Below are 12,242 nucleotides of genomic sequence, written 5' to 3'. Positions count from 1 at the left end.
CGCTTTATATAAGCTAAAAATTCCATTTTATCTAAAAAGTCCAAACCGCGCAAAAGTTTACTATTGTCCGTAAGACATTAAGCACCTATGATTCCAAGTGATGATTTCCAGCAAATGTTTGCCTTAAAGGAGGAACTGAATTGAAGAACAAGCTATACTACGGTGCTGCTTGGTATCCCGAGCTATGGAGTGAAGAGGTGCTTGAGCAGGACATCCTTCTAATGAAAGAAACGGGGATTAATATCGTACGAATCGGAGAATTCATTTGGTCTGCTTTGGAGCCAGAAGAAGATAAGATTGATATCGGCCCCGTCGTGAAATATATCGAAAGGTTACATAGAAACGGAATTGACACAGTAATGTGTACGCCGACACCTACACCCCCCATCTGGCTTACTCATGGACATCCTGAGCGCTGTTATGTGGATGAAAGCGGAACGGTAATGGGACATGGAGCACGGCAGCATATTTGTACCAACAATCCTTATTTTCGTAAGCGGGCTGCCATCATTACGGAGCATATTGCCAAGGAGACCGGAGCACTGCCGGGGTTAGCCGCCTGGCAGCTCGATAACGAATTCAAAGCGCATGTGGCGGAGTGTATGTGTGAGACCTGTAAAGGCTTATGGCATATCTGGTTGCAGCAGCGCTACAGCTCCATTGAAAGGTTGAATGAGGCATGGGGAACAGCCGTCTGGAGCCAAACTTATCAACGTTTTGATCAGGTGCCACAGCCAGGACCCGCACCTTTCCTCCACAATTCATCCCTGCGGACGATGTATCGCTTATTTTCAATGGAAAAGATCGCTGAATTCGCCGATGAGCAGGCTGATATTATCCGCCGCCACTCCACTGCGCCAATTACCCACAACAGCAGTGTCGCTTTTCATCTAGATAATGAACGGCTATTTCAAAATCTCGACTTTGCTGCCTACGACACCTATGCCTCACAGGAAAATATGCATGCTTATCTGCTTAACTGTGATCTGTGGCGAAATTTCAAGCCGGGAAAAGATTTCTGGATAATGGAGACCGGACCCTCGTTTGCCGCATCTCTAGTCAGTTTTGGTGTGCCCCATCCGAATGGATATCTGAAAGCAGAAGCAGTTGCCGCCTATGCGCTGGGTGCAGGTGCATTTTGCTATTGGCTCTGGCGCCAGCATACTTCCGGAAGTGAACAAACGCATAGCTCGATCCTTAGTGCCTGGGGAGAACCAGCTCTAGGGTACGTTAATGTGCTGGAGGCCAATCAAGCACGGCGGGAAATTGAACAAATTATGCTCTCCACCCGGCCCCTTCGGGCAGATGTTGCGATTACCTATTCGGACAGAACCAAAGCTTATCTCGCAACTGAACCTCATCGGAAGCTAAATTATCGTAGTCTGCTGGGCGATTTCTACAAAAGAATTCTTCATATGGGCATTCACAGGGATCTGCTGCCCGAAGGCGGAGACTTAACCGGATACAAGCTGTTATTCACTCCATTCGTACATTATTTGTCCCCCGAGTATGTGCAAAGTGCCCTGGCCTTCACAGCAGCTGGCGGGATTTGGATTGTCGGTCCTCTTACCGGAGGACGAACGAAGGAGCATACCCTTCATACGAATGCCGGACTTGGGGAATTGGAGCGGTTAGCAGGCGTCAAAACTAAGTTTACCTATCCGCTGGAATCAACAGGCACGATTGGACACGCTTTTGGGGTATCTGCTCCCTTGTCCTTGTGGAGTTCTGTTTTTGAACCCGTTTCAGAGTCCGTTTCCAGTATCGGAATGATTACGGAGGGGGTGACGCCGGGGTTGTCCTTCCTGACGGAGCAGCCTTACGGACAAGGCACTATTGTTATGCTGGGTTCAATGCCTGCCGGTGAAGAAGGCGACCTAATGTTATATAAACTCATTGATCATTATGCAGAACGTGCTGGTGTTACCCTACGCAGTGATGTCACTAAGGGAACCCTTGTCTGCCCTAGAAGCGATGACCAGGCTGCCGAAGTCTGGACCCTTGTAAATATGGATGGACACGGGGGAAGTCTCACACTCCCGCGGGACGGACATGATGTTCTCTCAGGCAAATCCGTGGCCTGCGGCCCCCTCTCCCTTGGTGCATATGAGTACCGAGTAATCCGGTTATAAATACTTATCCTTGCAGCATAAAAAGCCGCTAACTCCTTGGTCACCCAAGCGGTTAGCGGCTTCATTTCCGTTATTTCAACTTTTTATAACGCCTTTTTTAAGAATAACGTTCCCATACAACGCTTCCTCACCTGTAACTATCACTGCATAACTTTGCTTAGAACGGTTATAGAAATCAAAACGTTCCTCATGTTTAATCGTGGCTTCAGCATCATGTTTGGCGATGATAGTCTCGTATGTGGTCCAAATGACCGGCACAGTTGGATCTCCTGCAACCACTGCCATAAAAGCCACCTGTTGCTCTGCGTAATGATCCAGAGGTAACAACTCTAAGATGGCATCCAGCAGTTCAGGAATACCGATGCCATCATATCTCAGTACCCTCGGATTCAACGAATGTCCGGGATAATTCGCATCAGCCAATACAAGCTCATCCCCATGACCCATCTCCATCAGAATGAGTACCAGCTCCGGAGACAGCAGCTTAGGAATTCCTTTTAACATAAGGCACCTCTTTACTTCCCATAAAATGATCGCAACGCTACCAGCTCATCAATCCGATGCTGCGGCAATTCTCTCTCCCCGCCAATCATCCGGGTAATGAAGGTGAGCTTGGCGGTATACTCAAGCCGCTCCATATTCAGATATGCTTCCATAACATCTTCTCCCCAAGTAAGGGCTCCGTGATTCTCGAGCAGAACCGCAGTTTTTTTGCCCAGGAAAGGCATCAGTGAATCTGGAATTTCTTCCGTCGATGGTGTTCCATATTCCGCCAACGGAATATCTCCGATCATAATCACCGACTCTGGCATCATCATCTTGTCGAGCGCCTCACCTTTTATGGCAAATGCAGTAGCATACGGGGGATGTGCATGGACCACACCCTTCATCTCTGGCAGCTCATTATAAATTCTTAGATGCATTTTTGCTTCCGTTGAGGGTCTGTAGCCTTCAGCTGCTTCAAGGACTTCACCTTGCAGATTCACTTTTACAAGCATATGAGGCTCTAAATATCCCTTACTCACCGCTCTGGGGGTAGTCAGAATTACATTCTCTGATAAACGAGCAGAAATATTCCCATCATTAGCCGCGATAAAATCTTTATTAAACAGGTTTCTCCCGATATCACAAATCTGCAAACGTAATTTTTGTTCTAAGGTATCCATAGGGTTTCTCTCCTCGTATCCTATTTTTCACAAACCTTCACCAAAGAAGGCAGATATGTCTTAAAGGCAAAAGAACTTTCCACTACCTGCTTGCCCCCGTAGATTTCCAGTTCCCCTAGGGCAGCCAGTTGAATAATTATATTGCCAATTGCACTGGCTTCCACAGGCCCCGCTACAACTTTTCTCCCCGTAATATTAGCGGTAAGCTGACAGAGCAGTTCATTCTGAATCCCACCACCGACCATATGAATGATATTGATTTTTTTGCCGGTGATCTCTTCCATTTCGTCAATCGTATGGCGATAGGACTCTGCTAAGCTCTCAAGTATGACGCGTATAATCTCAGCTTTCGTATAAGGGGCTTGCTGGCCTGTTCGTTCGCAATATTCTCTAATCCGTTGGGTCATCACACCGGGTGTACTGAACAGCTCGTCATTCGGATCAATAATTGCTGGAGCATGATTTATGGTTTCGGCTAGCTCAACCATTTGGCCTTGGCTGACGTATTTTCCCGCTTCGGCCCAATTCCTTTGCAGCTCCTGCAAAATCCATAGTCCCGTTATATTTTTGAGCAAACGATTAGATTGGCCGTAACACTGCTCATTTGTGAATCCGTATTCATAGCTTTTCTCTGTAATGACAGCTTTAGGCGTCTCCATGCCCACTAACGACCATGTACCACAGCTAATAAATGCTGCATCTTCCTTTAGAGAATAAGGAATAGAAGCTACTGCTGAAGCCGTATCATGAGAAGCACCCGCAATTACCTCCATTGAACCTACGCTAAGCTCCTCTTGAATTACCGGAAGGATAGAACCAATAACCGTTCCCGCTTGAACCCGTTGTGGCACTAGACCAACCGGGATATTAAGCCTGCTGAATACTTCAGTGGAGACTTTACCAGATACAGCGTCCATTAAGCCACTTGTACTCCAAATCGTGCTTTCTGCTGCCGCGATACCAGAGAATAAATAGTGGAACAGGTCTGGCATCATTAAAATAGTATCTGCGATCTCTAGCAGAGAATCATTATCCTGAAAATCAGCAAACAGCTGATAAACCGTATTAATCAAGCTCGGTTGAATACCTGTAATGCTAAATTGCTCCCTTGGTGGAAGCAGCGCCTCCAACCCTAGACGATGACTTCCCATTCTCCTATCCCTATAATGATGGGGGGAATAGAGCAACATCCCTCTTTTATCAATAAAACCGTAATCGACTCCCCACGTATCCACGCTTAGAGACCTCAATTTTCCATGCGCCCTATAAGCTCTCTGGATTCCTTTTTTCATTTCGTGGAAGAGCTTCAAAACATCCCAATACAAATGCCCGCCAACATACACCGGCGTATTAGCAAACCGATGAATTTCTTCTATGCGAAGGGTGTTACCGTCATACAATCCCAACATCACTCTTCCGGAACTGGCGCCAAGATCCATAGCCAGAAGCTTAATCGTATCACCCATTTCAAGCACACCTGCTCCACAAGAAGATTTTAATATAGCGGTCCGAAATTCTGACAGGCTCTGTAATCTGCTCCTTCCAGATTCTCCGTCCCAAATAACGACCACACCCGTGGTCTGAAAATACGTGATTCCTCAACGTTATGCATACTTACTGGAATGCGTAAAATCGACGCCAGCGTAATCAGATCCGCCCCGATATGGCCATAACTGATCGCCCCATGATTCGCGCCCCAATTATTCATGACATCATATACCGATTGGAATGAACCACTGTTAGTTAGCTTAGGAGCGAACCAGGTCGTCGGCCATGTCGGATCTGTTCTTTGATCCAAAGTATGATGAACCTCTTCAGGCAGCTCTACAGTGTAACCTTCAACAAGTTGAAGAACAGGTCCAAGCCCCTTCACCAGGTTCAAACGAGCCATAGTAACCGGCATTCCGCCTTGGGTTAAATAATCGGTAGAGAAGCCGCCTCCCCGGAAATATTCTTGAGAAGCTGGCCGGAATTGTGTATTGCTTAGACAAGCCTCAGCCTCTTCGTCTGTAATCTCCCAAAACGGTTTGATTGCAGGCTTACCCTCTATCCTTTGCTCACCTGTACCATCAAGCGCTGCCGAACCAGAGTTGATCAGATGTAGTATTCCGTGAGCTGCTTCTCCCTCCAATTGATGACCCGTCACTCGCTTCACAGCATCGGGACTCCAGAAGGTTCGGACATCCGCAAAGATTTGTGCTGTATTCGTAAGCAAATAATTGAACAGCATCGTTACCCCATTCAAGCTGTCATTCTCTGTCGCTACGAGATAAGGTGCACGTTTGCCGTTCCAGTCAAAAGAAGAATTCAACATCGTCTCCATGAAATCGCCGTTAGGGAAATGGTCCGTCCATTGTCTCTGGCCTTGGAAACCGCCAACAATTGCATTGTGGCCGTTAGCTTCCTCCTCAAAACCAAGCTCAGCGAGAACCGGATTGCCGATCATCAGGTCGCGGGCGATCAATGTCATTTTCACACAGGTCTCCCACTGCTTCTCTTTCTCTTCTGCACTGATTTGCAGATGCGGCGGATTATTATCGGCGCCAACTTGGCAGTTTTCTTTAGTCCACGCTAGCGCACGCTTAAATTCCCCTTTATCATAAATCTCTTCTTCAAAGCGCCGGACATATTCAGACATATCTATATATTCATTGCGCATGCCCAGATACTCTTGGAAAAACTGTTCATTCACAATGGAACCCGCAATCCCCATCGAAACAGAACCCATAGATAAATATGATTTCCCCTTCATTTGAGCAACTGCTAAGCCTGCTCTAGCAAACTGCAGCAATTTAGACTGCACATCCGCTGGAATCTCTTCACTGCTAGACTCTTGAACATCTTCACCATAGATACCAAACGCAGGAATTCCCTTTTGAGCATACGCCGAGAGAACAGCAGCTAGATACACAGCACCCGGCCGTTCCGTTCCGTTAAATCCCCACACGGCATGCGGAATGGATGTATCCATATCCATTGTCTCTGAGCCATAACACCAGCAAGGCGTCACGGTGATCGACACCCCTACGTTAGCCCCGGAGAATTTCTGAGCCGCAGCAGCAGCTTCTTTAACTCCACCGATCGTAGAATCGGCGATGATGCACTCTACAGGACTCCCATTCGGATACCTTAAATTCGCTTCAATAAACTTAGCCACCCGCTGAGCCATGCCCATCGTTTGCTCTTCCAGTGATTCACGAACGCCTCTTCTTCTGCCATCAATGGTTGGGCGGATACCAATTTTCGGATAGTTTTCTATCAATGCCGTTCCTCCTCAAGATCATCTTAGAGTCATCGTTAATAGATCTATTTCTCCTTCATCATAAAATCTGCAAGCGCTTTAGTCAACACAAAACAACATATCTCCTAAACAAAAGTGTGGTTTTATGTGATATTATTATTATATATTGTGGTTTTATGTGAATATGTAATTATTTTTAGATTTAAACAACAATGTAGTACACTAGAAAGCAGACGATTTATATATAAAGGTGAGTGAATGAATGAAAGCATTTGAACGACGGGATCTAATTATTAAAGAGCTTTACAGACAGAAGAAGGTCCATGTCGCAGAGCTAGCGCAAAAATTCAACGTCTCGGAAGAGACCATTCGGCGGGATCTAGATAAACTGGACAAAGAAGGCCTTGCCAAAAAAAATTATGGTGGAGCCATTCTCAACGCCCATACCAATGAAGATCCTTCCTACATCAGCAGACATCAGGTCAATATTGAAGCAAAGCGAATCATAGCCGATAATGTACTGCAATTAATCAATGATGGAGACAGCTTGGTGACAGATACGAGCTCAACGGTGTTTGAAGCCTTGCGTAGAATTATTGAGGAGAAAAACAATCTGACAATTATTACGAACTCTCTGGTGGTATTATCCGAATTTCAACACTCCGGTCAAAAGCTGATTTCCACAGGTGGAATTTTAGGTCCCGAGACCAGCTCCTTTGTTGGAAATACCGCTTCACAGACGATTCGAAAATATAATGTGGATGTAGCTATATTCAGTTGTAAAGCATTGTCCATGACAGGCGGGCTAAGTGATTCAAATGAAGAAGAAAGTGAACTGAAGGTGCTTATGCAGCAGCAGGCAAATAAAGTGGTTCTGCTCGTAGATCACTCCAAATTTGACCGGACTGCGTTCATTAAGTTGTTCAGCTTTGATAGAGTGGATTATATTGTTACAGATCAGAAGCCTTCTGAGGAATGGACCGATTTCTTAAATAATTACCATGTATCTCTTATCTATGCGCCCGCTGAGTGATCAGTAGGTGCATAGATAAAGAGAGATAATAACTTTATAACTTAGTTGTTTAAAAGACCACTTTCCAAGACGACCTCCAGCCATTCCCCAGCAATCAGATCATGCCCGGCAGTCGTCGGATGAACGCCATCCCACAGCCAGTAGGCTGCTTCTGCTCTCTCCACAGCTGCATTGAAAGCATCCTGTAAAGGTACATAGACCGTATCAAATTGCTCAGACAGCTGCTTAACCACTCCCTGATAATGTGTAATCTTCGCTTCCCATTCTGCCCACTGTTCAGCTGGAGCTCCGGTATTTAAAATAAAAGGCTCACATAAAACCAGCTTCGTATGTGGCAGAACTTCACGTGTTTCTTCAAGTACGTGACGGTAAGCGCGTTCAAAACGGTCCGTAACTCCACTTGGTTCCCCTTTCATCATTCTCCAAATATCGTTAACCCCAATCAATATACTAATGATGTCAGGCTGCAAGCTAATTGCATCTTCATTCCAGCGTGCATATAAATCGGAGATTCGATCTCCACTCACTCCGCGGTTATAGAATACCAGATTCTCTTCTGCCCGCTCATTCCCTAGCTTGCCCCCAATGATATACGCATAGCTATGTCCAAGAATATGATTCGGGTCTTCATCACGACCCCGATTCCCATCCGTAATGGAGTCACCCTGAAATAAGATCACTTTTGATTTTTTAGTAGCTGGATTAGTCATTGAATCTTTCATCTCCTTGATTACTAGTATATTAATCATTCAACTTGAATGTCTCCTATAATACAAGTAAAGTTATCATATAGAATACAAGGAGGAAAGAGAAAAATGAAATATAGAAGACTAGGCAATTCAGGGCTCAAAATCAGTGAGATCGGACTAGGCAGTTGGCTTACATATGGAACAGCAGCAGAGCAAAAGGCAGCCGATGCTTGTATCAGCAAAGCTTTTGAATGCGGTATCAATTTCTTTGATACGGCTAATGCATATAACCGTGGTGAAGGCGAAAAAGCGATGGGTGCTGCTCTACGCTCCTATGAAAGATCATCTTATGTGCTAAGTACAAAGGTCTTTTTCCCCATGGGAGACGATGTTAATAACCGTGGTTTGTCCCGGAAGCATATTATGGAGCAATGTGAAGCCAGCCTCCGCCGCTTAGGCACCGATTATATTGATGTATATTTTTGTCATCGCTTTGATACAGAGACCCCTGTAGAGGAGACTCTACGCGCGCTGGATGATCTGACGGCTCAAGGTAAGATTCTCTACTCCGCTGTTAGCGAATGGAGCGCAGCCCAAATCTCCAATGCAGCTGGTATCAGCCGCAGACTGAACCTGCGTCCACTGATCTCGAATCAACCCATCTATAATATGTTCGAACGTTATATTGAAGATGAGGTCCTTGAAGTATCCCAGCGTGAGGGGCTGGGCCAAGTGGTCTTCTCTCCACTAGCGCAAGGAATTCTGACTGGCAAATATAAACCGGGGCAACAACCTCCAGCAGGAACCCGTGCAGCGGATAATTCAGTTAATGGTGTGATCTCCAGCTACCTCCGTGATGATGTGTTGTCTGTGGTTGGACAGCTGGATGAACTCGCTCACAGTTTAGACCTGAAGCTTTCGCAATTGGCATTGGCATGGATTCTACGCCAGCCTGGTGTAAGTTCAGCATTAATTGGTGCCAGTAAGCCAGAACAAGTTGCAGAGAACACCAAAGCTGTAGATGCGGTACTCTCCGCAGATACTTTACAGAAGATCGAGGAGATTCTTAAGCCGGTAGCTGATTTTGCTCCTGCCAGATAACCTTTTGCACAATTGCCATATAGTACACAAAAGAGGTTGTGCCAAAAGCCATCACCATGGCTTAGGTACATCCTCTTTTTCTTTAAGAAATCAATTTAGACTCTTCGGCTTGTTCAGATGCCTTATGGATAAAAGGCTCCAGTGGTTTCTTGAGGAGTAATGCCAGCAAGAGTGCCAGCACACCGAAGATAATCAGATAAATCACATCACGAATCGCCACTTCCGGCAGAATTCCCCCAACCGCCTCCCGCATCAGACTAATTGCATAGGTAAACGGCATATACGGATTTAATATTTGAAAAAAACGCCCAGTCGTACTAATCGGAAATGTGCCGCCGGAGCTAGAGAATTGAAGCACCATGAATACGATCGCTATCCCTTTTCCCAGGTTGCCAAATACAGCGACAAGCGTAAACACAATGGTTACGAACACGATGCTGATTAACACTCCAAAAAGTACAAACCACACCTTATTCACCACATAACAGTGCAGAATAAAAATGTTGCCAAGGACAGCCACCAGCCCCTGAAGAATTCCCACCGTAAGGAAGGTCAGCAGGCGGCCAAAATATAGTTGATATCTTTTGTACGTTAGCCCCCCCGTATCCACACCTGTGCGGAGAAGAGAGACAAGCAGTGTGCCTCCGACCCATAAGGAAAGTACGACATAAAAAGGAGTCATTGCTGAGCCGTAATTCGGAATGGGATATAACTTATTCTCTTTTAACACTACCGGATTGGCCAAAAAATCACTTTTGCTCTTAATATCTCCTCCGAGCAGTTGCGCAATTTCCCCCAGATCAATCTCTTCTTTAATTTGGCGGATCGTGGAGGCGGCTTTTCGAATCGAGTCTTCCAGTACTGGAAGATCATTTCTCACCAAATCTGCGGCAAGCGCCACTCCTTTGTCTGCACGGGGGAGTCCTGTACGTATCAACTCCGAGACCTGATGAACCCGCTCTTCTACAGTAGGCAGATCCTGACGCACGAAATTCGCAGCTTGCTGTATCTTTTCCCCTGCAGTAGGTAAGCTGCTCTCCAATAGCGGAAGTGTATCTCGGATGAAAGCACCAAAGCCCTGGGTCTGATCGGCAACCCCACTGGCTGCTGTGTGGACCGCTTCGCGTATAGCTGGCAAATCCTGCTGCAGACTAGCTAAGCTTGTCTGCCCGAACTCAATCGCCGACATCGTCTCTTCCAGTAGGGTACCCAGCGCGGGTATACGATCTGGCACCTGCTGCAATGCGGTGGCTGTGACATCTGCCGCCGAAGTTATTTGCTCCAGTGTATTTTTTATGGCAGGGATAGTCGACGAATCATACCCAGAGATAAGCTTCGCAATTGCCAGCTTCCCAAGACCAGACTTTAGGAACAATTGGTTAATTGCACTGGAATCAGCGTTATCCTTATTCTGAAGGTCAGCCGCCATAGCATTTACCAAGGACTTCTGACTGTTCAAAACACTGTCTACACCTTTCAATGCCGCAAGATCAGCAATAGACACTGTTTCAGGTGAAAATGTGTTCAATGCATTTAACATAGAAAGTGTGTGTTCAATCACGCTGCTTCCTGCAGCCAACTGTGCTGAGAGTACCTCCAACTGCTCACGTACAGCTTGTGGCTCGTTATCCTCTCCCTTTAACTGTTCAGCAAGCTTGACCACTGAGCTCTCCGTTTGCTGTAGGAGATTAAGATTCTGTTTGACAGCTGCTGGAACAGCTTCAAATGCAGCACTGCTCTTCTCCAAAAATTGTTGAAGCTCCAGAACAAAATCATTTCCGGCAGTGGCAATCTTTTCTGCCTCAGGCAGTGCTGTTAAGGCAGCATTAACGATTTTATGCGCTTCCGTAAGACCTTGCGAGGCCTGAGCCATGATCTGTTCAACTTCACCATAATGGTTATCAAGTTGAACGATTAGCTGTGCCGCTTCTTCAATCTTGGGCAGCTTGTCCTGTAGCCCCCCTAAATGATCTAAGGTACTCGCGATTTGCGGCCAATGCTCAGCAATTTTCTCTAAAGCCTCACCCGCTTTTTCCACCTCTGGCAGCTTATTCTCCAATGTGGAAATACGCTCTGCTGAGGCATGAATCTGCGGCCAATTTTCCTGAATTTTTAATACACGTTTACCTGCGGTTTCAATTTCTGGCAGACTCGCCTCTAATTTAAACAATCCTTTTTCTACCTTGCGTATAATGGGCAATTCAGATTGAAATTCCTTATCAATTTGACTTAAAACAGTAAATACCGTCTCACTAATCGTTTCCGTGAAATTCTCACTGATCTGTGTGGTGATTGAAGTGGCGCCTTTATCTGTGATTTTAGGAGCAATCGCATTTATTTTCTCATTGACGGTATATTCGATCTCTGGTTTCACAATCGTTCCTTCAAGAATTCCAGTCATTCGTTTGGAGAAATTTGCAGGGATAACAATACTGGCATAGTAGTCTCCGCGTTTGACACCATTATGTGCAGTCTCTGCATCTACAAAGGTCCAGCCCAAGTTTTTATTGCTCCGAAGACTTTCCATGACCTCATTGCCGATATTAAAATCCTTCTCCTGCACCTTAGTACCTTCATCTAAGCTGGTAACAGCAATTTTAATGCCAGAAGTATTGCTATAAGGATCCCATACTGACGCAACGTTCACCCAATCATACACGGAGGGCAATACCACCAAAGCGGCAACCAGCAATACGGCCACAGGAACTCTGAATAAGTTACGCCAATCGTTCCTATAAATCCGTAGTATTCCGCCCATTCGCTGCTCCCCCTAATCTGCATGTTTTGATATTTTAATATGCCCGAGGAGACAAGCTTTTACTATTCATTTTAGGGAACTCATGACTTCTCATTGCTTTTCAAAAAAACTTTTAAAAAAAT

The 12,242-nt window shown here is 45.8% G+C and carries 9 protein-coding genes; 3 read left to right on the top strand and 6 right to left on the bottom strand.

Annotated elements, in window-relative coordinates:
• Positions 1 to 140 precede the first annotated feature (140 nt).
• The gene (locus MHH46_RS07900; protein ID WP_076130712.1) at positions 141 to 2,132 is read left to right on the top strand and encodes a beta-galactosidase; all 1,992 of its coding nucleotides are present in this window, start codon (positions 141 to 143) and stop codon (positions 2,130 to 2,132) included.
• A 75-nt stretch (positions 2,133 to 2,207) separates the two neighbouring features.
• Here MHH46_RS07900 and fucU read toward each other — a convergent pair whose 3' ends face one another.
• From fucU to MHH46_RS07880, 4 genes are read right to left on the bottom strand one after another with little or no spacing between them, the layout of a single operon-like run.
• Positions 2,208 to 2,636 carry an L-fucose mutarotase gene (fucU, locus tag MHH46_RS07895; RefSeq protein WP_076130711.1) on the bottom strand — a complete coding sequence of 143 codons (429 nt, stop codon included), beginning with the start codon at positions 2,634 to 2,636 and terminating at the stop codon, positions 2,208 to 2,210.
• Between the two features lie 11 nt (positions 2,637 to 2,647).
• Positions 2,648 to 3,298 (bottom strand): class II aldolase/adducin family protein, encoded by a 651-nt coding sequence (locus MHH46_RS07890; protein ID WP_038569477.1) that lies wholly within the window; start codon positions 3,296 to 3,298, stop codon positions 2,648 to 2,650.
• 20 nt (positions 3,299 to 3,318) lie between these two features.
• Positions 3,319 to 4,764 carry a rhamnulokinase family protein gene (locus MHH46_RS07885; RefSeq protein WP_076130710.1) on the bottom strand — a complete coding sequence of 482 codons (1,446 nt, stop codon included), beginning with the start codon at positions 4,762 to 4,764 and terminating at the stop codon, positions 3,319 to 3,321.
• 29 nt (positions 4,765 to 4,793) lie between these two features.
• Complete coding sequence (locus tag MHH46_RS07880) at positions 4,794 to 6,557, bottom strand: L-fucose isomerase (RefSeq protein ID WP_076130717.1); 1,764 nt, start codon at positions 6,555 to 6,557, stop codon at positions 4,794 to 4,796.
• 244 nt (positions 6,558 to 6,801) lie between these two features.
• On the opposite strand from MHH46_RS07880, the gene MHH46_RS07875 reads away from it, so the two are divergent.
• Entirely contained in the window at positions 6,802 to 7,572 is a 771-nt protein-coding gene (locus MHH46_RS07875) for a DeoR/GlpR family DNA-binding transcription regulator (protein ID WP_076130709.1), read from the top strand.
• A gap of 41 nt (positions 7,573 to 7,613) precedes the next feature.
• Here MHH46_RS07875 and MHH46_RS07870 read toward each other — a convergent pair whose 3' ends face one another.
• On the bottom strand, positions 7,614 to 8,321 hold the full coding sequence (locus MHH46_RS07870) for an SGNH/GDSL hydrolase family protein (protein ID WP_076130708.1): 708 nt from the start codon (positions 8,319 to 8,321) through the stop codon (positions 7,614 to 7,616).
• Positions 8,322 to 8,387: 66 nt separating this feature from the next.
• On the opposite strand from MHH46_RS07870, the gene MHH46_RS07865 reads away from it, so the two are divergent.
• A complete protein-coding gene (locus MHH46_RS07865; RefSeq protein ID WP_076130707.1) occupies positions 8,388 to 9,362 on the top strand; it encodes an aldo/keto reductase family protein in 975 nt (324 codons plus the stop codon).
• Positions 9,363 to 9,444: 82 nt separating this feature from the next.
• Here the strand turns inward: MHH46_RS07865 and MHH46_RS07860 are convergent, their stop codons facing one another.
• A complete protein-coding gene (locus tag MHH46_RS07860) occupies positions 9,445 to 12,120 on the bottom strand; it encodes a YhgE/Pip domain-containing protein (protein WP_076130706.1) in 2,676 nt (891 codons plus the stop codon).
• Positions 12,121 to 12,242 lie beyond the last annotated feature (122 nt).

Origin of the sequence: Paenibacillus sp. FSL H8-0175, assembly GCF_045040615.1 — a bacterium.
GTDB classification, from domain to species: domain Bacteria; phylum Bacillota; class Bacilli; order Paenibacillales; family Paenibacillaceae; genus Paenibacillus_AQ; species Paenibacillus_AQ odorifer.
The sequence above is the reverse complement of the archived record's forward strand: the minus strand, read 5'-3'. Positions and strand labels throughout refer to the sequence as shown.